This is a genomic window from Rhodococcus sp. RCBS9, assembly GCF_029457415.1.
In the GTDB taxonomy this organism is placed as follows: Bacteria; Actinomycetota; Actinomycetes; order Mycobacteriales; family Mycobacteriaceae; genus Rhodococcus_F; species Rhodococcus_F qingshengii.
In genome coordinates this window covers 6,236,214-6,261,634 of sequence record NZ_CP120422.1, presented here as the reverse complement: position 1 = coordinate 6,261,634, position 25,421 = coordinate 6,236,214, and the positions used below count along the sequence as shown (strand labels likewise).

General features: G+C 62.9%; 25 protein-coding genes and 1 pseudogene. 12 read left to right on the top strand and 14 right to left on the bottom strand.

Annotation, left to right across the window (positions count from 1 at the left end):
- Window positions 1–46: 46 nt before the first annotated feature.
- The gene (locus tag P0M12_RS29110) at window positions 47–1,408 is read right to left on the bottom strand and encodes an NAD(P)-binding domain-containing protein (RefSeq protein WP_277377201.1); all 1,362 of its coding nucleotides are present in this window, start codon (window positions 1,406–1,408) and stop codon (window positions 47–49) included.
- Between the two features lie 96 nt (window positions 1,409–1,504).
- On the opposite strand from P0M12_RS29110, the gene P0M12_RS29105 reads away from it, so the two are divergent.
- The 4 genes and pseudogenes from P0M12_RS29105 to P0M12_RS29090 all read left to right on the top strand — a co-directional run.
- The gene (locus P0M12_RS29105) at window positions 1,505–2,389 is read left to right on the top strand and encodes a metalloregulator ArsR/SmtB family transcription factor (RefSeq protein ID WP_030537017.1); all 885 of its coding nucleotides are present in this window, start codon (window positions 1,505–1,507) and stop codon (window positions 2,387–2,389) included.
- Between the two features lie 64 nt (window positions 2,390–2,453).
- Entirely contained in the window at window positions 2,454–2,840 is a 387-nt protein-coding gene (locus P0M12_RS29100; RefSeq protein WP_030537016.1) for a metalloregulator ArsR/SmtB family transcription factor, read from the top strand.
- On the top strand, window positions 2,837–3,940 hold the full coding sequence (gene arsB, locus P0M12_RS29095; protein WP_003941673.1) for an ACR3 family arsenite efflux transporter: 1,104 nt from the start codon (window positions 2,837–2,839) through the stop codon (window positions 3,938–3,940). Before P0M12_RS29100 ends, arsB begins: the two co-directional genes overlap by 4 nt.
- A pseudogene (locus tag P0M12_RS29090) lies at window positions 3,937–4,326 on the top strand (arsenate reductase ArsC); the annotation flags it as partial. The gene arsB and the pseudogene P0M12_RS29090, both read left to right, overlap by 4 nt.
- Here the strand turns inward: P0M12_RS29090 and P0M12_RS29085 are convergent.
- From P0M12_RS29085 to P0M12_RS29070, 4 genes are all read right to left on the bottom strand, one after another.
- Entirely contained in the window at window positions 4,325–4,651 is a 327-nt protein-coding gene (locus P0M12_RS29085) for a VOC family protein (RefSeq protein WP_230587617.1), read from the bottom strand. The pseudogene P0M12_RS29090 and the gene P0M12_RS29085 sit on opposite strands and share 2 nt — an antisense overlap.
- Before the next feature lie 123 nt (window positions 4,652–4,774).
- Window positions 4,775–4,906, bottom strand: coding sequence for a hypothetical protein (locus P0M12_RS29080; protein WP_256082667.1), 132 nt, complete (start codon window positions 4,904–4,906; stop codon window positions 4,775–4,777).
- Complete coding sequence (locus P0M12_RS29075) at window positions 4,903–5,493, bottom strand: TetR/AcrR family transcriptional regulator (protein WP_277377200.1); 591 nt, start codon at window positions 5,491–5,493, stop codon at window positions 4,903–4,905. Before P0M12_RS29075 ends, P0M12_RS29080 begins: the two co-directional genes overlap by 4 nt.
- Window positions 5,494–5,551: 58 nt before the next feature.
- A complete protein-coding gene (locus tag P0M12_RS29070; RefSeq protein ID WP_030537115.1) occupies window positions 5,552–7,564 on the bottom strand; it encodes an MFS transporter in 2,013 nt (670 codons plus the stop codon).
- A gap of 179 nt (window positions 7,565–7,743) precedes the next feature.
- On the opposite strand from P0M12_RS29070, the gene P0M12_RS29065 reads away from it, so the two are divergent.
- Genes P0M12_RS29065 through P0M12_RS29055 form a run of 3 tightly spaced genes read left to right on the top strand, consistent with a single transcriptional unit; the run spans window position 7,744 to window position 9,033 of the window.
- Entirely contained in the window at window positions 7,744–7,938 is a 195-nt protein-coding gene (locus P0M12_RS29065; RefSeq protein ID WP_003941743.1) for a DUF1918 domain-containing protein, read from the top strand.
- 57 nt (window positions 7,939–7,995) lie between these two features.
- The gene (locus P0M12_RS29060; protein ID WP_030537114.1) at window positions 7,996–8,619 is read left to right on the top strand and encodes a TetR/AcrR family transcriptional regulator; all 624 of its coding nucleotides are present in this window, start codon (window positions 7,996–7,998) and stop codon (window positions 8,617–8,619) included.
- A 57-nt stretch (window positions 8,620–8,676) separates the two neighbouring features.
- Window positions 8,677–9,033 (top strand): PLD nuclease N-terminal domain-containing protein, encoded by a 357-nt coding sequence (locus tag P0M12_RS29055; protein WP_003941757.1) that lies wholly within the window; start codon window positions 8,677–8,679, stop codon window positions 9,031–9,033.
- 1 nt (window position 9,034) lies between these two features.
- Here the strand turns inward: P0M12_RS29055 and P0M12_RS29050 are convergent, their stop codons facing one another.
- Window positions 9,035–9,925 (bottom strand): LysR family transcriptional regulator, encoded by an 891-nt coding sequence (locus P0M12_RS29050; RefSeq protein WP_030537113.1) that lies wholly within the window; start codon window positions 9,923–9,925, stop codon window positions 9,035–9,037.
- A gap of 83 nt (window positions 9,926–10,008) precedes the next feature.
- On the opposite strand from P0M12_RS29050, the gene P0M12_RS29045 reads away from it, so the two are divergent.
- Complete coding sequence (locus P0M12_RS29045) at window positions 10,009–10,917, top strand: EamA family transporter (protein ID WP_030537112.1); 909 nt, start codon at window positions 10,009–10,011, stop codon at window positions 10,915–10,917.
- Between the two features lie 34 nt (window positions 10,918–10,951).
- Here the strand turns inward: P0M12_RS29045 and P0M12_RS29040 are convergent, their stop codons facing one another.
- Entirely contained in the window at window positions 10,952–11,545 is a 594-nt protein-coding gene (locus P0M12_RS29040) for a TetR/AcrR family transcriptional regulator (RefSeq protein WP_003941729.1), read from the bottom strand.
- Between the two features lie 55 nt (window positions 11,546–11,600).
- On the opposite strand from P0M12_RS29040, the gene P0M12_RS29035 reads away from it, so the two are divergent.
- Window positions 11,601–12,020: a PaaI family thioesterase gene (locus P0M12_RS29035; RefSeq protein ID WP_230587613.1), complete on the top strand. Its 420-nt coding sequence runs from the start codon at window positions 11,601–11,603 to the stop codon at window positions 12,018–12,020.
- Window positions 12,021–12,038: 18 nt separating this feature from the next.
- Here the strand turns inward: P0M12_RS29035 and P0M12_RS29030 are convergent, their stop codons facing one another.
- The 5 genes from P0M12_RS29030 to P0M12_RS29010 form a co-directional block, all read right to left on the bottom strand.
- Window positions 12,039–12,968: an NADP-dependent oxidoreductase gene (locus P0M12_RS29030; protein WP_030537111.1), complete on the bottom strand. Its 930-nt coding sequence runs from the start codon at window positions 12,966–12,968 to the stop codon at window positions 12,039–12,041.
- 66 nt (window positions 12,969–13,034) lie between these two features.
- The gene (locus P0M12_RS29025) at window positions 13,035–13,847 is read right to left on the bottom strand and encodes a mycofactocin-coupled SDR family oxidoreductase (protein ID WP_007733124.1); all 813 of its coding nucleotides are present in this window, start codon (window positions 13,845–13,847) and stop codon (window positions 13,035–13,037) included.
- A 94-nt stretch (window positions 13,848–13,941) separates the two neighbouring features.
- The gene (gene treY / locus P0M12_RS29020; RefSeq protein WP_277377197.1) at window positions 13,942–16,308 is read right to left on the bottom strand and encodes a malto-oligosyltrehalose synthase; all 2,367 of its coding nucleotides are present in this window, start codon (window positions 16,306–16,308) and stop codon (window positions 13,942–13,944) included.
- 13 nt (window positions 16,309–16,321) lie between these two features.
- Complete coding sequence (gene glgX / locus P0M12_RS29015; RefSeq protein WP_030537109.1) at window positions 16,322–18,661, bottom strand: glycogen debranching protein GlgX; 2,340 nt, start codon at window positions 18,659–18,661, stop codon at window positions 16,322–16,324.
- A 57-nt stretch (window positions 18,662–18,718) separates the two neighbouring features.
- Window positions 18,719–20,011, bottom strand: a complete 1,293-nt coding sequence (locus tag P0M12_RS29010; RefSeq protein ID WP_030537108.1) for an adenosylmethionine--8-amino-7-oxononanoate transaminase — start codon at window positions 20,009–20,011, stop codon at window positions 18,719–18,721.
- Between the two features lie 38 nt (window positions 20,012–20,049).
- On the opposite strand from P0M12_RS29010, the gene P0M12_RS29005 reads away from it, so the two are divergent.
- The 3 genes from P0M12_RS29005 (at window position 20,050) to P0M12_RS28995 (ending at window position 23,475) form a co-directional block, all read left to right on the top strand.
- On the top strand, window positions 20,050–21,195 hold the full coding sequence (locus P0M12_RS29005) for an 8-amino-7-oxononanoate synthase (RefSeq protein ID WP_030537107.1): 1,146 nt from the start codon (window positions 20,050–20,052) through the stop codon (window positions 21,193–21,195).
- Window positions 21,192–21,875: a dethiobiotin synthase gene (gene bioD, locus P0M12_RS29000; protein ID WP_030537106.1), complete on the top strand. Its 684-nt coding sequence runs from the start codon at window positions 21,192–21,194 to the stop codon at window positions 21,873–21,875. The genes P0M12_RS29005 and bioD overlap by 4 nt, the downstream gene beginning before the upstream one ends.
- A gap of 187 nt (window positions 21,876–22,062) precedes the next feature.
- Entirely contained in the window at window positions 22,063–23,475 is a 1,413-nt protein-coding gene (locus P0M12_RS28995; protein WP_230587611.1) for a GGDEF domain-containing protein, read from the top strand.
- A 61-nt stretch (window positions 23,476–23,536) separates the two neighbouring features.
- Here P0M12_RS28995 and P0M12_RS28990 read toward each other — a convergent pair whose 3' ends face one another.
- Together P0M12_RS28990 and P0M12_RS28985 are read right to left on the bottom strand one after the other, a co-directional pair.
- A complete protein-coding gene (locus P0M12_RS28990) occupies window positions 23,537–24,919 on the bottom strand; it encodes a tripartite tricarboxylate transporter permease (RefSeq protein ID WP_003941745.1) in 1,383 nt (460 codons plus the stop codon).
- The gene (locus P0M12_RS28985) at window positions 24,916–25,407 is read right to left on the bottom strand and encodes a hypothetical protein (RefSeq protein ID WP_003941716.1); all 492 of its coding nucleotides are present in this window, start codon (window positions 25,405–25,407) and stop codon (window positions 24,916–24,918) included. The genes P0M12_RS28990 and P0M12_RS28985 overlap by 4 nt, the downstream gene beginning before the upstream one ends.
- Between the last annotated feature and the right edge of the window lie 14 nt (window positions 25,408–25,421).

The window sequence follows — 25,421 nt, the reverse complement described above, 5'->3', positions numbered from 1 at the left end:
CGGATGTGGCAGCCCGGCGGGCTGGTTCCGTCGTCAAGGACTGTTTCTATCCGCAGGTGTTGCCGGACGGTGCAGACAGCGTGATCAGTTTCGGAGCGGGGGCGCTGCAGCATCCGCCCTCGGCTTTCCCTGTGTCGGTTTCTGCTGTGTCAGGTTCGTCGAAAATGCCTGCGCCGCCGCAGACTCCGGTCTCCGGAAGGATCAACTCGACACGGGCCGCTGCCTCGTGATCGCCGGCGAGCTCGGCTGCGATGCTGCGAACCTGCTCGTAGCCGGTCATCGCCAGGTAGGTGGGTGCTCGGCCGTAGCTTTTCATTCCTGCCAAGTACACCCCCGGCTCCGGATGGCGAAGCTCCTTCGCGCCATGCGGGTAAACGGTGCCGCACGAGTGGACGTTCGGGTCGATCAGCGGAGCAAGCTCGACCGGTGCTTGTAAGACCGGGTCGAGGCCGAGTCGAATTTCCGAGAGCCAGGACAGATCGGGGCGGAAGCCGGTCAGCGTTATGACGTTGTCCACGTTCTCGATGCGATCACCCGCATCGGAGGCAAGTATGAGTTGTCCCGAAGGGGTAGTTGTCACCTCTGCGGTGCGGAAGCCGCTGACGACGCTCAACAGGCCATCCTCGACGGCCTTCTTTGCGCGCAATCCCAGGGCGCCGCGCGCGGGCAGTTCGTCAGCGTCGCCGCCTCCGAATGCAGAGCCGATGTTTCCTCGGCGGACCGCCCAGGTGATGCGGGTGCTCGGAGCCTGCTCTGCCAACCCTGACAGCGCAACGATCGCCGTCAGCGCGGAGTGGCCACTACCTGCGATGACGGTGTGCGTTCCGGCGAACTGTGCCCGCACAGCCGGATCGTCGAGATCAGGAACCCGGTACCGGATCGCAGTACCCACAGCGCCTTCGCCGAGTGCAGGAAGACCTTCACCACCGAGCGGGTTGGGGGTGCCCCAGGTGCCGGACGCATCCACAACGGCCTGGGCGAACATCCGATCCTCGGTTCCGTCCCGGCGCCGCAGGTGAATCGAGAGGGGTTCGCTGTCGCGTCCGGCGTCGACGACCAGGTCACGTCCGCGTCGAGCTACGCCGATCACCTCGGTGTCGAACTGGACCAGGTCGGCGAGGGCCGAGGCGAGTGGTTCGAGGTAGAGCTCGCGCCATTGCCGGCCGGTCGGATAGGTCTGCCCGTCGGGTGAGCTCCATCCATTCTGGTCGAGGAGTCGCCGCGCGGCGGGGGAGACGAGTTCGGACCACCGGGAGAACAGTCGAACGTGATTCCACTCGGAGATCGCAGCACCGGCTGTGGTTCCGCGCTCGAATACAAAGGGTGTGAGTCCGCGCTCGCGCAGTTCTGCTGCGGCTGCCAGGCCGATCGGGCCGGCCCCGATCACGACAACGGGTAGGGGGTTCATTTTCGTGCCTTTCATCGACGATTATCGATCTACGGGGAACTGTATCGACGATCATCAATGTAGGCAACCATCGACAGCTGTCGATATAGTGGAGAGATGACTTCGCTGCAGACTCCGACGGTGCGAGTCGGAGATTCGGACCCGGATCAGATCCGTTCTTCCGTCCTCGCGCAGGGCGATGCCGATACCTACGCGCAGTGGTTCGCCTGCCTTGCCGAGCCGATGCGCGTCCGATTGCTTCACCGGGTAGCGAGCGCGGTCGGTGGTATTACCGTCGGAGCGCTCGCCGAGGCGTTGGGGATCGGGCAGCCGACGGTGTCGCATCACCTGCGCAAGCTCGCCGATGTGGGTTTTGTGACCATGCGTAGGGAAGGGACGAGCACGGTCGTCGCGATGAGTCCGACGTGTTGCGTTGCCTTGCCGCAGGCGGCGGATGTGGTGATGGGAGTCCTTGCTCCGCGTCCGTGCTGCCCGAGTGATCTGCCCGGCGATGTCTCTGTCCGGGCCATGGTCGACGACGACTGGGATGCGGTTCGACGTATTTACCGAGAGGGTATCGCTACCCGAAATGCCACCTTTGCCGCTGAGGTCCCCTCGCGTGAGCATCTCCACGAACGGTGGCTGCCGCAGCATCGATGGGTGGCGACTATCGGGGGTGTTGTTGTCGGATGGGCTGCGTTGAGTCCGGTTTCCGAGCGTGACTGCTACCGCGGGGTTGCCGAGAACTCCGTGTACGTTGCGGACGGCATGCGTGGTCGTGGCGTCGGAAAGGCGTTGTTGCGCAAGCAAGTCATGGCCGCCGACGCCGACGGACTCTGGACTCTGCAGACGTCGATGTTCCCGGAGAACCGTGCCTCCATCTCGCTCCATCATTCGGCCGGGTTTCGAACGGTCGGCCTTCGCGAGAAGATCGCCGAACTCGACGGCGTGTGGCGCGACACTGTTCTGCTCGAGCGTCGAACGGCGATCGCCGAGGGATGAGTCCGGGATCCGGCTGACCGGATGCCCGATTGCGCGTTGATTCGATATCTGTCAATATCGAAGAATGTCGAATCAAGAGCTGCCGGACTCCGAGGCTTGCTGCACCCCGCTCGTTCGTGAACCGTTGACCGAGGATTGGGCCGGCGACTTGTCTCGGATGTTCAAGGCCCTCGGCGATCCGGTTCGTCTCCGCTTGCTCAGCTTGGTGGCAAGTCACGAGGGTGGTGAAGCCTGCGTCTGCGACATCTCCGACTCGTTCGATCTGTCTCAGCCGACTATCTCGCATCACCTCAAGGTGTTGCGCCAGGCCGGGTTACTCGATTGTGAACGACGCGGGACCTGGGTGTACTACTGGGTTATTCCGGCTGCGCTGCAACAGCTTTCCGCCGTTCTACTGGTTGAAGGTACGAGCGTGAGTGTCGCGGACGCGTGCGTAGAGGTCACCGCATGAGCAACACCGCTGCCACCACCGAACACCCCGAAGTCGTCGGAAAACTCTCCACCCTCGACCGCTATCTGGCGGTCTGGATCGGCGTGGCCATGGTCGTCGGCCTGCTGGTTGGACGCTGGATCCCCGGTGTGAACACTGCCCTGGACAAGGTGCAGATCGACGGCATCTCGCTACCGATCGCCCTCGGTCTGCTGATCATGATGTACCCGGTCCTGGCGAAGGTCCGCTACGACCGCCTCGACACAGTCACCGGGGACAAGAAACTCCTCGCCGGCTCCCTGTTCCTGAACTGGGTTCTCGGCCCGGCGCTGATGTTCGCCCTCGCCTGGCTGTTTCTGCCTGACCTGCCGGAATACCGAACCGGTTTGATCATCGTCGGTCTCGCTCGCTGCATCGCGATGGTGATCATCTGGAACGACCTGGCCTGCGGAGACCGCGAAGCCGCCGCGGTGCTGGTCGCCATCAATTCGGTGTTCCAGGTGATCATGTTCGCCGTGCTCGGTTGGTTCTACCTCTCGGTCCTGCCCGGGTGGCTCGGCCTCGAACAGACCACCATCGACACCTCGCCCTGGCAGATTGCGAAATCGGTCCTGATCTTCCTCGGTATCCCGCTGCTGGCAGGTTTTCTGTCCCGCTTCTTCGGCGAACGCGCCAAAGGCCGCGACTGGTACGACAACAAGTTCATCCCCAAGATCAGCCCCTGGGCGCTCTACGGTCTGCTGTTCACCATCGTCGTGCTCTTCTCGATGCAGGGCGAACAGATCACCTCCCAGCCTTGGGATGTCGTCCGGATCGCGCTGCCCTTGCTCGCGTACTTCGCGCTCATGTGGGGCGGAGGCTACATCCTCGGCGCCGCAATCGGATTGGGCTATGAACGCACCACGACCCTGGCGTTCACCGCCGCGGGCAACAACTTCGAACTCGCGATCGCGGTAGCCATCGCCACCTACGGCGCCACCTCGGGGCAAGCTCTTGCCGGTGTCGTCGGCCCGCTGATCGAGGTACCGGTGCTCGTCGGGCTGGTCTATGTCTCCCTTGCTCTACGCAAACGCTTTGCAGTCGAAGAGGTTTCATCCAGTCGAGAAAGAGCGAGGTCATGAGCAAACCATCGGTGTTGTTCGTCTGCGTCCACAATGCCGGTCGATCTCAGATGGCCGCGGGATTCCTGAGCCATCTCGCAGGCGACGCCATCGAGGTCCGTTCCGCCGGATCCGCACCCGCCGAGACCGTCAATTCGGCAGCGGTCGAGGCGATGGCAGAGCGCGGTATCGACATCTCAGCGCAGTCTCCGAAGATCCTCACTGTCGACGCCGTCCAGGATTCGGATGTCGTCATCACCATGGGCTGCGGCGACACGTGCCCGATCTTCCCCGGCAAGAGTTACCGAGACTGGGTTCTCGACGACCCGGCCGGACAGGGCCTTGAAGCAGTTCGCCCGATCCGTGACGAAATCGAGCGGCGCGTTCAAGCTCTGATCGACGAACTCACGCAGATTCGCCAGGCATTGACCACGGCGACAGATTCGGACCCGCCAGACACAAACAGAACGGATGACCAGCGGGATCGAGTAGAACCCGGCAACGCTCCGGCGCGTTCTGCCGGCTACCGATTTGAGCACCGAGGCTGACAGCTTGCTCCTGTGCGATGTCCAGATCATCGACCACTAAATCCAGATGAATCTGCTTCGGTATTGCAGCCAACGGCCACGTGCTCGGGCGGTGTTCGTCGATGCGGATTGCGGTGATCTGGCCACCGCCTGTGCTGACGGTCGCAAACTTCTCAGTGTTGTACGTGATTTCGCCGCCCAGCATATTTCGCCAGAATTCCGCAAGGCGTTGTGGATCACTGCAATCGAGGGTGATCGATCCCAAGCAAGCTACAGGCATGGTCTCGACGCTACAGAATTCCTTGCTTCGGCTTCCTTTGCGGAGGCGTCATTCGTCGGTGGGCTCGATGTGTTCGGCACCGAGGACGGAGAGTCGGTATTCCTGTGCGTCCTGCTCGGTTTCGAAATCTTTCTCTTCGAGGAGATTCCGGTCGGCGTCGAGGTATCGGTAAGTAGTCATTCCTCCACCGTGTCACTGATGAACGATTCGTGCTCGGATACCGGTTCGATTTCGTCGACGGCTATTTGAATCAGCCTTCCGTAGCGCCGGATCAGATCCTCCGACGACAGTGAATCCTCACCGAGGAGTTCGAGCGTCCGCATGCCGGTGGCCAGTCCGAGCAGCAGTGAGACGACGATCTGGCTGCGTACCAAACCGGGCTCCGTGTCGCCGATGCGGCGCGCGATCCCGTGAACGTATCGTTGCTTGATCTCGGCCCGAGCGGCGGCCGGATCTGGCGCCTCGTGAACGTGTACTGCGAGCATTGCCCACGGATCGGTTTCATCGGATTCTCTACGAGCGACAAGTTTCTCGACCAGTTGACAGCCGATGTCTCCGGTGGCGTCGGCATTCGGATCCTCGTCCATCGGAGGTGCGGACGGGATCGCAGCCGAGTACAGCCGAGCTTTGCTGCCGTAGATCTTCATGACCAGGGCAGGGGAGTAGCCGGCTGCGACCGCGATGTCCTTGATGGTCGTCGATGCGTAACCGCGTTCCGCGAACAAGGCTTTCGCTACTGTGAGGATGCTGGCTTCGCCGCTGCTCATGTCGCTCGCCTCCGCCTCGATACCCGATCGCCATGCGTCCGGTTGCTCATACTGGCGTTCATACTGTCGTCAACGGCTCGGCATCGACGGGTACGTCGAAGTCGACGACGGTGGACTGCGCGATGACCGCTATCTGACGAGCCAATGTGCCGTGTCCGCTCTCGGTCAGCGCGGTCAGGATGTACCGGCCGGATGTGGGAAGTGCGATTCCGTAGTGCCCGGTTCCGTCGGTGACCGTGGATGCGACGAATTCGCCGGTCGGTTTCGTGAGTGTGACGACGGTTCCCGAGGTTGTTCGGCCGCCGACTCCGACCTTGCCGGAGATGGTGAGGCGGTCACCGAGTTCGACGGTGTGCGTCGATTGCGCGCTGTCGAAAGCGATCACCTGCGACCGAGGGGACCAGCCGTCGGCACTCGTCACTACCAAATACCGTCCGGGCCGGGGTAGGGCGAGGGAAAAGTTGCCCTCGTTGTCGGCGCGACTCCAGTCGATCGGTCGACCCTCCATGTCCATCACGGTGACAACGGCCTGCCGGATCGGTCGGCTGTCGGCCCGGATCACACGACCGGCAACCACAATTTCCGTTTCGGACACGGCGGCGTCGGGAAGCTCGAACCCTTCCGGGGTCACCGGGCGAAGTGCCGCTTCCGGTTTTGCGCCGCGGCGAGGAATGAACGCAGCGGCAGCGGCAGCAGCCACGGCGGCGAGGGCGGCCAGCCAGAAGATGTTCTTGAAGGCGTCGATCGACGGAAGGCCCTCGCCCGGCCCGGACGGGATGACCATCGAAGTGAGCATGGCGGCAACCACCGCGCTGGACGTGGAAGTACCGACTGAGCGGAGCAGCGAATTGAGGCCGTTTGCCGACGCGGTTTCGGTAATCGGAACCGATCGCATGATCAGCATCGGCATCGCGGAGTAGGCGATTGCGGTTCCGATGCTGACCACCGCCGCGCTGATGATGATCAGTGCTATCGAACCGGTCAGGAACACTCGCGCGATGTAGGCGAGCGCGAGCACCGTGCCGCCGACGATCAGGGTGATCTTGGCTCCGAATCGCTTCGTGATGTTCGCGGAGACGGGCGCGAAGAAGACCATCGCGAGGCCTGCCGGAATCATGCACAGTCCGGCCGCCATCACGCCCAGTTCGAAGCCGTAGCCGGAGATCTTCGGCATCTGAAGTTGTTGGGTGGTGGAGAGGTTGTTCGCGTACATCGAGAAGCCGACGAGGATCGAGGCGACGTTGGTCAGCAGAACAGGCCGCTTGGCCGACGTTCGTAGATCGACCATCGGCTGGGTGACGCGGAGTTCGTAAGGGAACCACAATGCGAGAGTCACGATTCCGATGACGAACATCAGCAATGTCAGTTCGCTCGTCCATCCCCAACGGGCGCCCTTGGAGATGGCGAGGAGGATCGCCGTGAGTGCTGTCGAGAGCATGACCGCGCCCAGGAAGTCGAATTTGCCGCGGGTACGAACACTTGATTCCGGGACGACGACGGCTACCGCGATGATCAGCAGGACGCCCACGATCGCCGAGAGCCAGAAGATGGCGGGCCAGCCCAGATGCTCGAAGATCAACCCGGACAGCGGGAGCCCGAGTGCGCTGCCGATTCCGAGAGTGGCACTCATCAACGCTGTTGCCGACGCCACCTTCTCCTTGGGCAGTTCGTCGCGCATGATGCTGATTCCGACGGGGATCATCGAGATCGCGAAGCCCTGGAGACCACGTCCGATCAGCAGGGCGACAAAGTTGCCGCCGATCGCCGCGACCAGTGATCCGACCACGATCATCGTCATCGAGATCAGCATCATGCGTCGTTTTCCGAACATGTCTGCCAGGCGGGAGACGATCGGAGTGGCGACGGCACTCGTGAGGAGCGTGACGGTGACGAGCCAGGAGGCGTCGTCAGCGCTGACGCCGAGGATCTTCGGGAAATCGGGCAACAACGGAATGACCATCGTTTGTTGCAGCGCGACCACGGTGCCGGAAAGACAGAGAATTGCGGTAATGAGCCGACTTGAACGGCGAGTGGTCGGAGACGAGTGCAATGCCAAGAGACGGTCCTTCACGCGGCGATGGTGAACGGGAATTCACCCATGAGTGAACCACTGTTCACCCGTCGGTGTCACCTTCGGTGAATATGCGATTTCTCACGACGGCAACTCGCCCCAGGGTTTCCGAGTCGGCATGGCGGGAACAACGTCAGTGGTTGGTCTGCGCCTGCGCGAGCGGGCAGCGAGGAGGAGTGATGCATGCCGAAGTGGGTGACCGTCTCCACGTCCAGGGGCGCGTGGTGGGGCAGGCGGAGGTAACTGCCGAGGTTCTCGAGGTGCACGGCGAGGACGGCGGTCCTCCCTATCTGGTCAGGTACGACAACGGCCACGAGGCGTTGGTGTTTCCCGGTAGCGATGGCTGGATAGACCACCCCGGAAAAGGCTCCTGAGCTGCACGATTCTTTCCATGCATGGTCGTTGCATCGAATGCGGCTAAAGTGTGCGCAATGGAGGGCAGACGCCAGTACCACTCCCGCGTGCGTGAAGCTTCCGCGCAGCGAACGCGTGAACTCATTCGTGATGCGGCGACGGCCTTGTTTGTTCGAGACGGGTATGTCAGTGCCACCGTCAAGCAGATTGCCGCCTCGGCCGGCGTCGCCGATCGGACGGTGTTCACAGCCTTCCCCGGCGGGAAACTCGAGATCTTCGAAGCGGCCCTCGCTGCGGCGCTCGATGCCGAAGAGGTTCCACTCGGCGCGCCGAACCTGGCCTCGGACCCCGATGACGTTCGCCGGATCGTCTCCCAGATCGTGGCTCAGGGCATCGGACTGCTCGAACGTGCCGGCGCTCTGATGATGGTCGCGGTCGAATCCTCGGGTGCGGATGCCGACATGCGTCGACTATCCGAGGAGTCGTCGGATCAGTCGGCCGTCAATGCGATGTCGATAGCCGAGGGTCTCTCCGAGCATGGCTTGTTGAGGCCTGAGATTTCGCTCGAGAAAGCTGCGGGCATACTTGCCGCTTTCGTCTCGCCTCAGCTTCATCAGCAATTGCGTCGGGTCAGTGGATGGGACGTCGATGCGTACCGAGGATGGCTCGAGTTCAACATTCGCCAGAATCTAATGTACTAATTGGTCTGTTTTCGTTAGCATGGCGAGGGTTTTTTATTCTCGGGAGGAATCGCCAGCGTGCCCTATGCCTTGTTCGGCCTCATCACGATGTTGCTGTGGATTTTCTGCATCGTCGACGCCATCACGAGAGATGACGCCTACATCCAGTACCTACCCAAGGTCGTCTGGATTCTGATCATCATCTTCCTTCCTACTTTGGGATCGGTTCTGTGGCTGGTGGTCGGGCGCGGACAGAACGCGCCCCGCGGTTACGTCGGCCCAACCGGATACGGCGAATACGAGCGCCCGGGACGTGCCGTTGCGCAGGATCCGGCGGCGGACGAAGCCTTCTTGCGTCAGTGCCGCGAGCGGGCGGAAGAGCAGCGTCGAATTGCCAAGCAGCAGCGCCGCGACGGCGACGCTGATCGGATGTGAGTTATCGGTAGGCCGTGAGTCGGTCCAACACGAGCCGAAGCGGCGGCCACGACGATCGGCCGCGACGCGTCACCGCATAGGCAGTGAGGATGACGGGCGGATCGACGAGTGGTTCGACGCGCACGCCTTCGCGAGTCTTGCGTTCGAGCGGCATCAGCCCCACGCCGTAACTACTGAGGATCAAGAGTTCGACCAAGTCGAGACTGTCGATCTGGTGAGTGATCCGAGGGGTGAACCCGGCCAGCGACGCGAGGGTTCGCACAGCGCGCTCGTCTGCCGTGTTGCGTGAGTTCACTATCCATGACGTGTCGGCGAAGGCGCGGAGATCGATTCCGGATTCTGTGGACTTGTCGGGAGCTTTGGCGTCGTCGGGAACACACAGTCCCCAGGGCGTCGACCAGAGCGGAATTGCTTCGAGTAGTGGGCTCGGCGACGCGGGGGCAAGGTTGTAGTCGTACGTCAGTGCGAGGTCTAGATCGTCGCGTTCGAGGAGTGCAAAAGCCTCGACGGGTTCGTATTCGTAGATCATCACGTCCACCTGCGGGTGACTGCGTTGCAGGCTTCGAGCGACGGGGAGCATCGCGGTTCTGATCGCAGTTGCGAATCCGCCGACTCGCAGGGTCCCCACCGGTTCCGCGTCCGGATCGAGGTCCAGGCGAGCTGCATCGACGGCTGCCAGGATGGTGACGGCATGATCGGCCAGTCGTTGACCGGCCGGCGTCAGCCGCACCCGGCGACCGTCGGGCTCGATCAGTGCGGTACCGGTCTCCGCGGTCAAGGCCGCGAGTTGTTGGGACACTGTCGACGTCGTGAGGTTGTGCGCTTCGGCGACTGCACGCATCGAACCCAAGCGGGAGAGTTCGAGGAGGAGATGGAGTCGACGGGTTTCCATCCTTCGATCATTCACTAATCGTGAACATAATGTAGGTCAAAATCGCGTGGACACGAACGGTTGGCCTCCCGTTCAATTCAGCTATGGATACGAAAGCGCGGGCCGGAGTGGGCCTGGCTGTTTTGGCGATGTTGTGCGTGCAGCTCGGGCTCGCCGTGTCGGTGGGCCTGATCGATCAGCTCGGCGCAGACGGAGCGGCGTGGCTACGACTCGCCTGGGCAGGCATCATTCTTCTGATCATCGTCAGGCCCCGCCCTTCGGCGTTCACTCGCAAGGCGTTTCTGGCTTGCGTGGTTCTGGGTGTGGTCACCGCAGGCATGACGCTCCTGTTCATGGCAGCGGTGGAGCGCCTTCCGCTGGGAACAGCAAGCGCATTGGAATTCTTGGGTCCGCTGACGGTTGCTTTGCTCCGGGGGCGTGGCCGCGTTCTGTGGCCGGTTCTGGCAGGCGTGGGCGTCGTGCTTCTCACCGAACCGTGGGCCGGGACAGTCGATCTGGTCGGTGTGGCGTACGCACTCGGTGCGGCGCTCTGCTGGGCGATGTACATTTTGCTCACCCAGCGCGTCGGCGACGAGGTTGCCGGTATCAACGGGCTGGCGGTGTCGATGGCGGTAGCCGGGTTGGCCGCGACAATTGCCGTAGGCCACTCGGCTATCGGGCGGCTGACTCCGCATCTGATTCTCGTGGGCCTCGGACTCGCGATCTTGCTGCCCGTCGTGCCGTTCGTTCTGGAGATGGTCTCGTTGCGAAGGCTGTCCACGGCGGCGTTCGGCACGCTGATGAGTCTCGAGCCTGCTTTCGCGCAGCTTATCGGTCTGGTTGTGCTGCAACAGGTTCCGAGTGTTCTGGCCGTGGCAGGTATCGCGTGCGTCGTCGTCGCAGGGATCGGCGCGGCCCGCGGTGGTGCTCGGGATGGTGCTCGGGATGGCGCCCGGAAGCCGACTGAGCCACCCTCCGATTCCGAGCGAACGTACCTTTCGGCGCCTTCATGAGACCGAGAGTGCCGTTCGCTCAGGTCGCGTTCGCTCAGTGCGAGTGCGCCGCGGCGATTGCTCCGTCGAACACGTCGGCGACCTCGCCGAGGGAATCGAGAATCGGCTGACCGGATCGTTCGACGCGAGCCCGCACCAGCGAGCCCTCGAGCGCGGACACTGCCAGGACGGCAAGCCGTTCCGCTCGCGCACGTCCGACCCCGGACGCGATCAGTGTGTCGCGCAGTAGCGAAGTCCACTGTCGATACACCGCCTGTCCGGCGGCTGTCACGCTCTCCGAATCGGGGGCAAGTTCCAACAACACCGTCGTGATCGGCGAGCCTTCGTGGAAATCCGAATCGCTCACCCATCCGGCGAGCAACCGCGCGTACTCGCGCAGCAGCGACCCGGCGTCCGATTGGCTGTCGGCGAGTTCGGTCAGGGTGTCGGTGACCAACTGCCCGCCGACGCGGACGACCTCTTCGCCGATCTGCTCTTTGCCGCCGGGAAAGTAGTGGTAGAGCGAACCTTTCGGCGCCCCGCTCGACTTGAGGATCTCGTTGAGGCCCGTTGCCGCATACCCCTGGCGGCGAAACAGATCGGCCGCAGCTCGTACGAGTGCTTCGCGGTGTTTCGGGGGAGTCGCCACGAGTTGGAGCTTAAACACCCCAGCGATCCACCACAATCTATGTAGACTGGTCTACATGGGAAATTCTGAAATGCTCGAACAGTTGCGCGCGGTCAACGCCTCGGCGGCCTTCAACCGGTGGGCCGGATTCGAAGTCACGGAGGCCGAACCGGGTCGCGTTTGTCTGCGGCTCGAATGGCGTGAGGATCTGGGCCAGTACTCGGGACACCTGCACGCTGCGCTCGTGGCGGGACTCGTCGACACCGCGTGCGGATTTGCTGCTTTCACCCAGGTAGGTGTCGTGGCGGCGTCCAACTGCGCGGTCAATTTCGTGAGTCCGGGCGTCGGAACCGCATTTGTCGCTACGGCGCGCTCGGTCAAGGCCGGGCGCAAGCAGGTGTTCGTCACTGCCGAGGTACATGCCGAACGCGAAGGCGAATCGGTGCTCGTCGCGTTCGGCACCACCCTGTTGGTTCCACTCGCCCCTAAGGCCTAGGCAAGACAGAGCTGAAGGTCACGGAACGAGGATGAACTTTCCCGCGGGGTGCGAACTCTGCAACTCGGTGTGAGCGAGTGCCACGTCCGCTAGCGGGAAGGTCTTGGCGATCTTCACGATGAGGTGTCCGGAACCGGCTTGTTCGACAAGTTCGGATCGTGCCTTCAAACGCGCTTCCGCACTTGCCGGATTGCCTCCGCCGACGGACGCGAAGCCGTCGGTCTGGGCGCGTCCGAACGCGACGATGGTGACGATGCGACTCTTGTCGGTGACCAAAGCCAGAGATGCATCGACGGCTTCGTCCGTTCCGGCGGTGTCGAACGCCGCATCGACGCCGTTCGGCGCGAGTTCACGGACACGCGCTTCGAGGCCGTGGCCGTAGAGCACAGGCGTGGCGCCGAGCGAGCGCACGTAATCCTGATTCGAGGCTCCCGCAGTGCCGATCACCGTAGCTCCGCGACCAACTGCCAGCTGAACAGCGATCGCGCCGACGCCGCCGGACGCGCCGTGGATGAGAACGGTGTCGCCGGAACCGACCCGAATGGTGTCGAGGGCGTCGACTGCAGTTCCGCCGACCAGAAGGAGGCCGGCTGCCTGTTCCCAGCTGATGCCTGCGGGCTTCGCGGTGACAGAGGAGACCGGCACGACTACTTGTTCGGAGTAGAGGCCGTTGCCGGGGCTGACGATCACTTCGTCGCCGACGGTCACATTTGTGACGCCGTCGCCGACAGCCGAGACGACGCCCGCTGCCTCGCCGCCGAGGTGGATGGGAAGTTTCTCGGGGTCGGTGCCGAAAGCGCCGCTGTAGAGCTTGAAGTCGAAGGGATTGACGCCGATCGCCTTCACGTCGACCAGGACTTCACCTGATTTCGGCGCCGGTAAATCGACGTCCACCAGCTTCAGGACCTCGGGCGTGCCGTACGTCTGCGCTACAACAGTTTTGGTCATGTCTCGCGCAACCGTCCTCGGGGAAGCGATATTCCCCGAGGACGGGAAAAACTCGAGAAGATTCGATCAGCGGATCAGGGTGCCCAGATCGAGCGGCATCGCGATGCCGGTGATGTGATGGGCCTCGTCGGAACCGAGGAACGCGACGGCGGCGGCGATGTCCTCCGGCTGGCTGACCGGGTCGGGCAAGGTCTGCATGAAGATCGGACCGAGTGTGTGGGCGTTGGCGTCGATGAGCGGCCGCATGTCCGTCATCTGCATTCCGGTTTCCACGCCGTGTGGGTGGATGGTGTTGACCCGAATGTTGTACTGCCCCAACTCCGAGGCCATCGTCTTGGCCAGACCGGTGATGCCGTGTTTGCTCGCGACGTAATGGCCGAGGAAGGGGAGGCCGCGCAGGCCGGCGACGGAGCTGGTGAAGATGATCGAGCCACCGGTGCCTTGCTTGATCAGGTGCGGGATCGCTGCCTTGGCGGTGTGGAAGACGCCGGTCAGGTTGACGTCGAGCGTTTCCTGCCACTGCTCGGGCGTGATTTCCCAGGACATGTTGGCAGAACAGATTCCGGCGTTCGCGACGACGACGTCAAGTCGCCCCAATTCGTCGATGCCGGCCGCGAGCGCCGCGGACAGTGCAGAGAAGTCGCGAACGTCGGTCTTGGTAGCGACAATTCGACGGTCCAGGGCCTTGACCAGTTCGACTGTCTCGGCCAGGTCGTCGTCGGTGGCGCCGGCATACGAGGTGGATTCGAATTGAACACACGCGTCGACGGCGATGATGTCTGCGCCCTCTTCTGCCAGCCGGACAGCTTCGGCGCGCCCCTGACCACGGGCGGCTCCGGTGATGAAGGCAACTTTTCCGGTGAATCGACTGGCGGCCATGCTCAAACCTCCGACTAGTGGTGATGATCTGCTCTTCGGAAGTTAGCGCGACGAAGTTCTTTTCGGGGGTGAATGCCCAGTCAGCGGAAACCGCTCAGCGCACCCTGTTCAACAGGGCACATGGCCCGGCAGCGAAGATGTCCCGCGCATCCGAAGACAAGACGGGTTGTCCGCTCAGTGCGTCGACCCATTCGCCATCTGGCAGGTCCACTCGCGTATCTCTCCAACCGTGCGACGAGAGTCTGAGCGAATGTCGCGTCGCCAGAGCAACGACCATAGGCGGATCACCTGCCGGGCCGCGCGAGAAGCCGACCAGATGACCGGATCCGGAACCTGAAGCGAAGACCGGCCGGTACTCACCGTGATCGAACCACGAGGGGTTCTCCCGCCGCAGTGTCAGTGCCGTGCGAACGAGGTGCAACTTTGCGGTTCCTGTTGCGTCGATCGGCGCGGTGCCGGAATCGAGCAGTGATCGCCTCGTTCCGTAGTCGACAAGCCGCCGGTTGTCCGGATCGACCAACGAGTCCTCCCACAGCTCAGTGCCCTGGTAGACGTCGGGAACGCCGGGCCCGAGAAGTTGGAGCAGCTTTTGGCCGAGAGAGTCCGACCAGCCGTGACGCGCGATCCGGCCGACGAATTCGCTGACCGAATCACCGACCGGGCCGTCGATCACCTCGTCGATCCAGCGGTGCACTGCCGACTCGAAGTCGACGTCCGGATCGTTCCAGGAAGTCCTGGCGCCGGACTCGCGGACGGCTTTCTCCGCATAGGCGTGCAAACGCTCGCGCAGCTCTGGAACCGAGGCTGCCGAGCGGCCGTCCGTCGGCCACACACCGATGATGTTCTGCCACAAGAACAATCCGGTAAGCGGATCAGGGCTGGGGCACACGTCTTCCCACTCGCGAATCAGCCGGGCCCACAGGGTCGGCACTTGAGACACAACACCGATCCGTGCCCGCACGTCCTCGCCGCGTTTGGTGTCGTGAGTGGACAGACTCGTCATCGCGCGCGGCCACCGCTTCGCTCGGTCCGCGTTGTGGAGATGGAATTCGGCGACGGAGACGGCAAGCGATGCAGGGTTGCCGCCGACTTCCTGACGTGAGACCAGGCGCGCCGTCCGATAGAAGAGTCGATCTTCGACGGACTTGGCCATGACAGCGCCACACACCTGCTGGAAGCGAACTGAGGCCTCACCGCTGTTCACCAGGGATTGCGCCAACACGTTGAACGATGGTTCATGTCCGGGAGCCAATTCGTGCATGTCACCGACGATCCGAGCGGCCAAACCGGCGAGGGGACTGTAGTCGGATCGGTACACCGGCATCCGAGCGATCGCGACGACAACTGCGTCGTTCAGTTCGGTTTCACTGCAACGACTTCCGGTTTCGCGTCGGATTGCACGCACGAGCCTGCGAACCTCCGGTGCAAGGTCACCGCGCCCGGTGTCGCGTTTGAACTGACGTTCGGTGTGATGCAACCATGCACTGTCCCCGTCGTCGCCGGTCAGATCTGCCGAGAGTTCGGTCAATTCGAGTTCGGCGGCGGGATCGACGAAAACGCCGCCCAGCTGATTGAGGGCGTCGTATCCGGTGGTGCCGTCGATCGGGAGCATCGGATCGAGTGGTTCCGTATGGCCGAGGATCTTTTCGATCACGAGCCACTGATCTGGTCCGATCAGTTCTCGCAGGCGCCCGAGATATTCCGCCGGATTCGCGAGTCCGTCCGGGTGATCGATGCGAACGCCGTCGATCAGTCCTTCGTCGACCCACGACTTCACTTGCCGATGGCAGAGTTCGAAGACTTGGGGGTCCTCCTGGCGCAGCGCAGCGAGTTCGTTGACGGCGAAGAACCGTCGGTAATTGACGATCCCGGCGTTCCACGGTACGAGTCGGTACGACTGCCTGGAGTGCACCTCCTGTGGAGATCCGAATTCAGTACCGGCAGCGATGGGGAAGCGGTGCTCGTAGAACGCGAGAAGTGTTTCCTCGCCATCTTTCTCGACAGTCAGTGCGTCGAGATCGTCCGGGCTGCCCAGTACCGGGAGTGAGAGTTTGCCGTCGGCGCCGTTGGCTCCGTTGTCCTCGGCCCAATCGATGTCGAAGAAATGCGCGTACTCCGACGACTGCCCGTGCGTGAGAACGTCCCACCACCAAGCATTTTCGCGAGGTTTGGCGACACCGACATGGTTGGGGACCAGATCGACGATCAGGCCCATCCCACGTGATCGAACGGCGCGCGAGAGCTCCACCAGGGCCTCGCGGCCACCAAGTCCTTCGGACACGGTTGTCGGATCGGTGACGTCGTAGCCGTGCGTCGATCCGGACGTTGCCGTGAGGATGGGGGAGAGATAGAGATGTGAGACCCCCAATGCCTCGAAGTAGTCCACCTGTGCGGCCGCATCACGAAGAGTGAATGCATCCGGTCGCAACTGCAGTCGGTAGGTGCTGGTTATCGGGGCCATGTGCACGTCTCCCTCAAGCGGTTCTGCGAAGTACCGTCAATGCTCGCGCTTTTACATCCAATGTTGTTCCGGCTTTGATCACGGTATCGCTCTCACCGGTGGGGACCGAGGTGTCGAGTACGACGGTCCACTCCGACGCGTAGTCCGCGTTGGGGGTGGAGAATTCGAGATCTTCGTAGTGGGCGTTGAAGCAGAGAAGGAACGAATCTCCGGTGACGCGCTCGCCACGGTAGTTCGGTTCCGGGATCGCGTCACCGTTGAGAAAGACAGCCAACGACTTGCCGAAACCGCTGTCCCAGTCGGCCGGAGTCATCTCTTCGCCAGACGGCGTGAGCCAGGCGATGTCGCGACTCTGATCGCCGCTTCGAATAGGTCGCCCCTCGAAGAATCGACGACGCCGGAAGACCGGGTTCTTGGCGCGCAAGGCAATTGCGCGCTTGGTGAACTCGACGAGGTCGGCGTTGGTTTCCGCGAGAGTCCAATCCATCCATGACAGTTCCGAATCCTGGCAGTAAACGTTGTTGTTACCCTGCTGAGTTCGGCCCATCTCGTCGCCGTGAGCAAGCATCGGGGTGCCCTGGCTGAGCATCAGCGTAGCCAGTATGTTCCGGCTCTGACGGCCACGCAGTTCGAGGATTTCCGGGTCGTCGGTGGGGCCTTCGACCCCGCAGTTCCAAGATCGGTTGTGCGATTCGCCGTCGTTGTTGTTCTCGCCGTTGGCTTCGTTGTGCTTCTCGTTGTACGAGACTAGGTCGTGGAGGGTGAAACCGTCGTGAGCGATGACGAAGTTGATGCTCGCGCCAGGGCGACGTCCGGTGGCCTCGTAGAGATCAGAGGATCCGGTGAGACGGGAGGCGAACTCCCCCAGCGTTGCCGGCTCACCACGCCAGTAGTCGCGGACGGTGTCGCGGTATTTGCCGTTCCATTCGGTCCACAGGCCGGGGAAGTTGCCGACCTGGTAACCGCCTTCGCCGACGTCCCACGGTTCGGCGATCAGCTTCACCTGACTGACGATCGGATCCTGTTGCACGAGATCGAAGAAGGCCGAAAGGCGGTCCACGTCGTGCAGTTCACGGGCGAGTGTCGAGGCGAGGTCGAAGCGGAAACCGTCGACGTGCATCTCCGTGACCCAGTACCGCAGAGAGTCCATGATCAATTGCAGCGTATGCGGATGACGGGCGTTGAGGCTGTTGCCCGTTCCGGTGTAGTCCATGTAGTGCTCTTCGTCGCCGTCGACCAGGCGGTAGTAGGCGGCATTGTCGATTCCGCGGAAGCTGATGGTCGGCCCCATGTGATTGCCCTCGGCGGTGTGGTTGTAGACCACGTCGAGGATCACTTCGATACCCGCCTGGTGGAAGCTGCGCACCATGGCTTTGAATTCCGCTACGGCCGCATCGGGTTTCGTGGCCGAGGAGTAGTCGGTGTGCGGAGCGAGAAAGCCGAAGGTGTTGTAACCCCAGTAGTTTCGCAGACCTTGGTCGAGAAGCACCTGATCGTGCATGAACTGGTGGACCGGCATCAGTTCGATCGCCGTGACACCCAGATCGGTGAGGTGCTCGATGATCACCGGATGAGCGAGCCCCGCGTACGTGCCGCGCAATTCCTCCGGAACTCCGGGATGCGTCGCGGTCATACCCTTGACGTGCGCTTCGTAGATGACCGTCTCGTGATACGGACGCTTCGGCGAGTGGTCGGACGCCCAATCGAAGAACGGGTTGATGACGACGGTCGACATCGTATGGCCGAGCGAATCATGTTGGGGGAAAGGGATGGTGGCGGGTTCGTCGACGAGTGGTTCCGGCTCGAAGGGTTCGGGCTCGAGGATCTCGTCCGATTCCTGATCGCCCGTGGGCGAGTCGTCTTCGAGGCCCACCTCGTCCGATTCGGCTTCCGAACTCGTTTCGTCGGTAGCCTCTTGCGGCCCCACGGCGGGAGATTCGTCGTCTCCTGAAGGTTCGGGGTCCGCCGCCGATTCGACGTCGTACGAGAACAGCGAACGGTCTCCGTCGAAGTCTCCGTCGAACGCTTTTCCGTACGGGTCCAGCAGGAGTTTGCTCGGATCGCATCGCAGACCTGCAGCCGGATCGTACGGCCCGTGTACGCGGTAGCCGTATCGCTGGCCGGGGGATACCGACGGAAGGTACGCATGCCAGACGTAACCGTCGACCTCGTCCATCCGAATGCGGGTTTCGGTTCCGTCCTTGGCGATCAGGCACAGCTCGACGGCCTCGGCGACCTCGGAGAAGAGCGAGAAATTGGTCCCAGCGCCGTCGTAGGTGGCACCGAGTGGGTACGCACTGCCAGGCCATACCGGGATGGGAGTGGCTGAGGTCTCGCTCGGCGGTTGATCCATGAATCAGACCCTATCGGGTGCAGCCGATCGAATCTCGTCGACTGTCTACGGTGCCGATCACCGTTTCGCCTGGCTGCGGGCGGTTGCAAGCATTCCGGCTGTGATCTGTTCCACCTCTGCCTCCGAACACAGGTACGGAGGCATCGCGTATACGAGGTTGCGGAACGGCCGGAGCCAGACGCCGGCGTCGACGGCTGCATCGGTCGCGCTCTGCATGTCGACCGGCTGTTCGAGTTCGATCACTCCGATTCCGCCTTTGACGCGGACGTCGACGACCCCGGGAATTGTGACGGCTTCGGCGAGGCCTCGAGCGAGGCCACGTTCGAGGGTTGCGACGTCACGCCGCCAGTCCATCGCAAGCAGAAGTTCGGTCGACGCCACCGCGACGGCGCACGCGAGTGGATTGCCCATGAAGGTGGGGCCGTGCATCAGCCCGCCGCCCTCACCGGCAGTGATGGTCTCCGCGATCTCCGTGGTGCACAGCGTTGCCGCCAGACTCATGTACCCGCCGGTCAGTGCCTTGCCGACGCACATGACGTCGGGACTGACGCCGGCGTGATCGGCGGCGAACAATTCTCCGGTGCGTCCGAATCCGGTCGCGATCTCGTCGAAGACCAGGAGGACTTGGTACTTGTCGCAGAGGTTACGCAGGTCGATCAGGTACGCGGGATCGTGGAAACGCATTCCGCCGGCGCCTTGGACCACCGGTTCCACGATCACCGCTGCGAGGTCCTCGTGATGCTCGGCCAAGAGCGATTCCAACTCCTGCACGTATTCGGGGAGATAGCCCGCCGGGGGAGCCTGCGCGAAGACCTGAGGGCGCAGGACGTCGGTCCAGAGAGAATGCATGCCGCCGTCGGGATCGCAGACGCTCATGGGGGTGAAGGTGTCACCGTGGTATCCGCCGCGCCAGGTCATCAAACGATTCTTCGACGGCTTTCCGAGGCTCCGCCAGTACTGCAGGCACATCTTCACTGCGACTTCGACGGCCACCGAACCGGAGTCGGAGAGGAACACCTTGTCGAGGTGAGGTGGTGTGATGTCGACGAGCAGTCGCCCGAGGCGAGCGGCGGGTTCGTGCGTCAGTCCGCCGAACATGACATGGCTCATTTTGCCGAGCTGCCGTGCGGCGGCGGTGTCGAGCACGGGATTGCGGTAGCCGTGAATGGCGGCCCACCACGAGCTCATCCCGTCGACCAATCGGCGGCCGTCGGAGAGCGTCAGGGTAGCCCCCTGCGCAGAGTCGACGATCAGCGGACGAGTCGACGCGGGAAACGATCCGTACGGATGCCAGAGGACATCGGCATCGATGGCGGAGACGTCATGGGGATCAAGTCCGGTTGTGAGCACGGATGCACCCTAACCATTGAGTTGAACGGTGTTCAAGTATGGTCGGAAAAGTGAACACCTCGCTGAATTGGCTGACGGCCGTCGAAGCGGACCGCAGGGCCGCTGGACTGCGTCGCGAACTCCGTCCTCGCACGGTCGACTCCCCGTTGATCGACCTGGCGTCGAACGATTACCTCGGACTCGTGCTGCACCCCGATGTGATCGAGGGTGCCGCGGCGGCTCTGCGCCGTTGGGGCGCGGGCGCCACGGGCTCTCGTCTGGTCACCGGCACCACCACCGAACACGAACTGCTCGAAGTCGAACTGGCCGAGTTCGTCGGGGCGGACTCCGGACTTGTCTTCTCCTCCGGTTACACAGCCAATCTCGGCGCGGTGACGGCGCTCTCGGGTCCAGGGTCGTTGATCGTCTCCGATGCGGGATCGCATGCCTCGCTGGTGGATGCCTGCCGCCTGTCACGTGCTCGGGTCGCCGTTGCTCCGCATTCGGACGTGGGCTTTCTCGCCGACACGTTGCGCAGCAGAGTGGAAGAGCGAGCGCTGGTCGTCACCGATTCGGTCTTCAGTGCCGACGGAGACCTCGCGCCACTGCGGCAGATGCATCAGGTGTGCCGCGAGTACGGGGCGATCCTGTTGGTCGACGAGGCGCATGGCATCGGTGTGCGCGGTGCCGGTGGACGTGGACTCGTCCACGAGTCGGGCCTGGCCGGTGAACCCGACGTCGTCGTGACGGCAACACTGTCCAAGTCGCTCGCCAGCCAGGGCGGAGTTGTGCTCGGTGACAACAAGATCCGCGCGCATCTCATCGACGCGGCAAGAACGTTCATCTTCGACACCGGTCTCGCACCGGCCGCCGTAGGCGCGGCCAGGGCTGCACTCGCCGTACTCCAGCGTGAGCCGACGCGAGCGCTCGACGTCCTGGCCCGGGCATCCGAGTTGGCGGACGTCACCGGTGCTCCGTCGCCTGAATCTGCTGTCGTCTCAGTCGTTCTCGGTGATCCGCAGCGGGCGTTCGATGCCGCGTCGGCGTGCCGGGATCAGGGGTTGCATGTCGGTTGCTTCCGCCCGCCGTCGGTTCCGGAAGGAACGTCACGGCTGCGTCTGACCGCACGAGCGACGCTGTCCGCATCCGAGATGGAGCAGATCGCTCTCGTACTGCGCGAAGTATTGGCCGGAGCCCGAGCATGAGCATTTTCCTGGTGACCGGAACGTCGACCGACGTCGGAAAAACAGTGGTGACAGCCGCATTGGCATCGGTGGCCTTGCAGTCGGGAAAGTCGGTTGCAGTGCTCAAACCGGCCCAGACCGGCGTCGACGTGGACGGTGCGGGTGATCTGGCCGAGATCGAGCGTCTGACCGGCGGCGGTGCGACGCTGGTCGAGTTGGCGCGGTACCCCGAACCTTTGGCGCCGGATACTGCTGCACGTCGAAGTGGTCTCCCGTTGTTGGCGCTCGACGACGTGGTTCGGGTCGCCTCCGACCTGGACACCACCCACGACTTGACCCTGATCGAAGGCGCCGGCGGCTTGCTGGTCCGCTTGGGCGTCGACGGGTTCACCGCTCGCGATCTTGCCGCGGCTCTGGCAGCGCCAGTGGTGCTGGTGGTTGCGTCCGGCCTGGGCACGCTCAATCACACGGCACTGACCGTGGAAGCCCTACGTGCATCCGGCGTGGACTGCGCCGGGTTGGTGATCGGTTCGTGGCCGCAGGAACCGGACCTCGCCGAGAGATGCAATCGCGAGGATCTGGTCTCGGTCAGCGGTGTTCCCCTTCTCGGGGTAATGCCTGCCGGAAGTGGGGGCGCGAGTGTCCGAGAGTTTGCTCGCACCGCTTCGATCACGCTCGGTGAACTTCATTTGACCAACTGACGACGTAACATCCGATTTGTCCGCATCGATAGCCAAGGCACAGTGGGGCGCCTTGGGTTTCGACGTCCCTCGCGTACGATTCCGGTCGGTATATTTCGACGGGTGTCTTGCGGCGACCCTGCATCCGGGGCGCCTTGGTCACCGACAGTGGTTGTCGAATTGTGAGTAGGTCAGTCGAATGTAGGTGGTGAGCACGGTCGAAAAGTCGTTGTCGTCATCGGCCGTACGTCGCGCACTGCTTATCGGCGTAGTCGTCTTCGTCTCGTGCCTGGTCGGAATTCTGAGCCGTCTGCCGGGCACGCTTGCAGTCTTCTGGCCGGCCAACGCGCTGCTACTCGGGATCCTCTTTCGGTCGCCGCGTTCCGCCACACTGCTCACCTGGATCTGCGTCGTAGTCGGTTATGTCGGAGCCGACCTGATCACCGGTGGGGCATGGGAGTCCACGGTGTGGCTCAACGCGGCCAACATCGTCGGGGTTGCGAGCGGCTTCTACGGCTTTCGCTGGGTCGACAGTGAGGACCGTCGACTGACCAGTATTCAGTCCGTCGGCTATCTCGTGTCGATGACTGTCGCCGCCGCGTCGATGGCGGCGCTCGTGGGCGGTATCGCGAACCGCGTGCTGTTCGGCGGGCAGTGGTGGGACGGCTGGTTGCTCTGGTTCTCGAGTGAGTTCGTCAACTACATGACCATCGTCCCCTTGGTGCTGACATTCCCTTCGCTTCGACGAGTGGATCGAGAACCGAAAGCTGTTGCCACGCTTGTGCGTCGATCATTTGTTCCGACGGCGCTGCTGGCCGTCTGCATCATCTTGGAGTGGGTGATAGGCGGTGCCGGAGCGATCGCGTTTGCCATGCCGGCGCTGGTGACTGCAGCCTTGCTCACCAATGTATTTGTCACGTCGGTGCTCACCGCTGTGTCAACTGCCTGGACGTTGGTACTGACGGCCGACGGCCATCTCGGATTGTCCAGCGAGGGCGTCTCGCCGGTCAGCGCGTCGGTCCAGATCGGATTGTCGCTGCTGGCGGTAGCGCCGATCGCGGTGGCCTGTGTGATCCTCGAGCGTCGCCGCGCGCTCGAGGCACTCACCCAGGCCGTCACCCACGACGATCTCACCGGTGCGTTGCGCCGGGACGAATTCTTGCGGCGAGGCGGCAGCGTGACGGGTGCGACCGATCCGCGTCGCCACTCTGGACGTCCGGTCAGCGTCCTGATGATGGATCTGGATCACTTCAAGATGGTGAACGACAACCTCGGTCATCGTGCCGGCGATACAGCGTTGGTGAGTTTTGCCGATCAGGTGCGGCGGCACCTCGATGACAAGCACCTCTTCGCCCGATTGGGCGGCGAGGAGTTCGTCGTACTGATGGCCGGTGTCGATCTCGAGGGCGCGACCGAAACAGCCGAGATGATTCGACGCGCGCAAGCGGAGAATTCGTCGGCAGTATTGGGCGACTTCGGGCCGACGGTCAGCATCGGTGTCGCGTGTTCACCCCACGGCGACGCAGACCTGACGCAATTGGTCGATTGCGCTGACGAGGCGTTGTATCGAGCGAAGAAGTTGGACCGCAATCGAACCGTGGCGCTCACGGTCGGTAGCTGAAGAAATACGTGCGGACCCGCAGTTTGTTGCGGGTCCGCACGTGGTGGTGGAGTCGACCGATTCAGAACAGATTGATCAGGGCAGGAACACTGAACAGCGCTACGTAGTAACCCATGAACAGAACTCCGCCGTGAATCTTGAACAGGCGCCCGAGAAGACCACCGACCAGGCCGACCGTCACGGTGATCAGAAGCCCGAGGATGCCGCCCTCCCAGATGCTGATGACCACGACCAGTCCCGTGAACACCGCGATCACAGCTTCGTGACTGATGTGCTTGACCACCGCTGACGCAGCGCGGTACGCGTAGTTCATGGCAAAGGGGTATGCGATGACCGTTGCCGTGACCACTGCGAGCAGTCCGTAGAGCAGGAACTCCCACTGCGTCAGGTACGTGGAGAGATTGTTGATCACTCCGGTTTCCTGATTGGTCTCGAACACCGGTGGAGCGTTGAACAGAGGGGCTGCGGGGCCTGCCGCGAGCGGGCTGAGCGGAAGGCCGAAAGCGACGAGTGGGATGAGGGTTTCCGCGATGTAGGTGGATTCCGTCGTACCGTTCTTCGCCGAGACCATTGTGGTCAGTCGGTGATAGCCGTTCTTGATCCGCGCACCTACCAGCTCACCCATCAGAACAGTCATGGCGACCGGGCTGAAGACGAAGGTTGCGCTCGACACCGTGGAAGCGGCGGCGGTGTAACCGATCTGCTTGCGATCGAGGACCTTCAGAGGATTGGGGAAGTATCCCTTCCATCCTTTGATGTCCGGGGCCAATGCAACGGTTTTGGGTTCACTGCGTTCCATGTCCTTACGGCTCGACGGGCCCAAGGTCAATGCGAGGTCCGCGATCAGCGGCCCGACTGCGATCGCAAGGAAGTAGCTGATGTTCAGCGACACATCGTAATTCGACGTCAACGCGCGAGCGCCGAGGATCAAGATGACGAAGGGAACGAGGGCGACAACCCCGGCCCAGCGGCCTGGTGAGGCGTAGGCGATGCCGATGGCGGCGACCAGGAACAGCCACGGTGCTATCGACTGAACGGTGTCCGCGAACGGCGCGAGGATGGTCGCGAACAAAACGGCAACCGGCACAGCGACGAACGCCGAGATCACTGCTCCCGAGATCGCCTTGCGGAGTGCGATGTGCGGGATGCCGAGTGAGCGCATCATCTGCGCTTCCGGCAAGAGTGGAATCGCCATCGTGTCGCCGGGAATGCCCAGCAGCATCGTCGGCACCGCGTGCGTCATGTGTTTGGCGATCGCACCCGAGAGGAAGAACGTGAAGACCGCCGCCGGGGGAGCGCCGAGCAGAATCACGAGCAGAGTCAGTGGTGCGATCGTGGCGGTCTCGTCCGTGCCGGAGATCAATCCGATGAACGTGAATGCGACCGCGCCGATGATGCCGAAGAGAACGGCAATCAGAATTTCGTTGGTCAGAACCGAACTCATGCGCGCCCACCGTCCTTCGGTGTGTTCGAGACCCGTGCGTGCTCGGCCTCGGCAGCGGCGAAGTGGTCGTACAGACCCAGCTCGCGAAGTTCCTGTCGGCTCTGCTCCGGAATGTCGGCGAGAGTGCCCAGACCCTGGCGCTGTTCACTCATCGTCGTGATGACACCGTCGATCGACTCCGCGTCGGCGGCGGCCAAGGCGACTATCCGCTTCGGCTTGATGAAGATTCCGCAGACCACCCCGGCGAGCAGGCAGGCCGCGATGCCGACCAGAAGGCTGTACGCCTGGGCCAACGACGGTTCGCTGACGACCCGTTCGAACAGTGCCTGGGCCGCGAGAAGGGCCGAGGCGCCGACGACACTGCCGACTGCAACGGAGATCGCGAGGTGTCGACCGTTGACGGTGTCACCCCAGACTTCGAGGTATGTCTGCTGCTCGGTCGGCTCGGTTGTGGTGGTCGGCGTCGTTGCCGGCTGCGGTGGTGACATCAGTCTTCTCCAGT

Coding starts and splice junctions, on each gene's coding strand:
- P0M12_RS29110 (WP_277377201.1), bottom strand. CDS start 1,408: ATGAACCCCCTACCCGTTGTCGTGATCGGGGCCGGCCCGATCGGCCTG.
- P0M12_RS29105 (WP_030537017.1), top strand. CDS start 1,505: ATGACTTCGCTGCAGACTCCGACGGTGCGAGTCGGAGATTCGGACCCG.
- P0M12_RS29100 (WP_030537016.1), top strand. CDS start 2,454: ATGTCGAATCAAGAGCTGCCGGACTCCGAGGCTTGCTGCACCCCGCTC.
- arsB (WP_003941673.1), top strand. CDS start 2,837: ATGAGCAACACCGCTGCCACCACCGAACACCCCGAAGTCGTCGGAAAA.
- P0M12_RS29085 (WP_230587617.1), bottom strand. CDS start 4,651: ATGCTGGGCGGCGAAATCACGTACAACACTGAGAAGTTTGCGACCGTC.
- P0M12_RS29080 (WP_256082667.1), bottom strand. CDS start 4,906: ATGACTACTTACCGATACCTCGACGCCGACCGGAATCTCCTCGAAGAG.
- P0M12_RS29075 (WP_277377200.1), bottom strand. CDS start 5,493: ATGAGCAGCGGCGAAGCCAGCATCCTCACAGTAGCGAAAGCCTTGTTC.
- P0M12_RS29065 (WP_003941743.1), top strand. CDS start 7,744: ATGCATGCCGAAGTGGGTGACCGTCTCCACGTCCAGGGGCGCGTGGTG.
- P0M12_RS29060 (WP_030537114.1), top strand. CDS start 7,996: ATGGAGGGCAGACGCCAGTACCACTCCCGCGTGCGTGAAGCTTCCGCG.
- P0M12_RS29050 (WP_030537113.1), bottom strand. CDS start 9,925: ATGGAAACCCGTCGACTCCATCTCCTCCTCGAACTCTCCCGCTTGGGT.
- P0M12_RS29045 (WP_030537112.1), top strand. CDS start 10,009: ATGGATACGAAAGCGCGGGCCGGAGTGGGCCTGGCTGTTTTGGCGATG.
- P0M12_RS29035 (WP_230587613.1), top strand. CDS start 11,601: ATGGGAAATTCTGAAATGCTCGAACAGTTGCGCGCGGTCAACGCCTCG.
- P0M12_RS29030 (WP_030537111.1), bottom strand. CDS start 12,968: ATGACCAAAACTGTTGTAGCGCAGACGTACGGCACGCCCGAGGTCCTG.
- P0M12_RS29025 (WP_007733124.1), bottom strand. CDS start 13,847: ATGGCCGCCAGTCGATTCACCGGAAAAGTTGCCTTCATCACCGGAGCC.
- treY (WP_277377197.1), bottom strand. CDS start 16,308: ATGGCCCCGATAACCAGCACCTACCGACTGCAGTTGCGACCGGATGCA.
- glgX (WP_030537109.1), bottom strand. CDS start 18,661: ATGGATCAACCGCCGAGCGAGACCTCAGCCACTCCCATCCCGGTATGG.
- P0M12_RS29005 (WP_030537107.1), top strand. CDS start 20,050: ATGGTCGGAAAAGTGAACACCTCGCTGAATTGGCTGACGGCCGTCGAA.
- bioD (WP_030537106.1), top strand. CDS start 21,192: ATGAGCATTTTCCTGGTGACCGGAACGTCGACCGACGTCGGAAAAACA.
- P0M12_RS28990 (WP_003941745.1), bottom strand. CDS start 24,919: ATGAGTTCGGTTCTGACCAACGAAATTCTGATTGCCGTTCTCTTCGGC.
- P0M12_RS28985 (WP_003941716.1), bottom strand. CDS start 25,407: ATGTCACCACCGCAGCCGGCAACGACGCCGACCACCACAACCGAGCCG.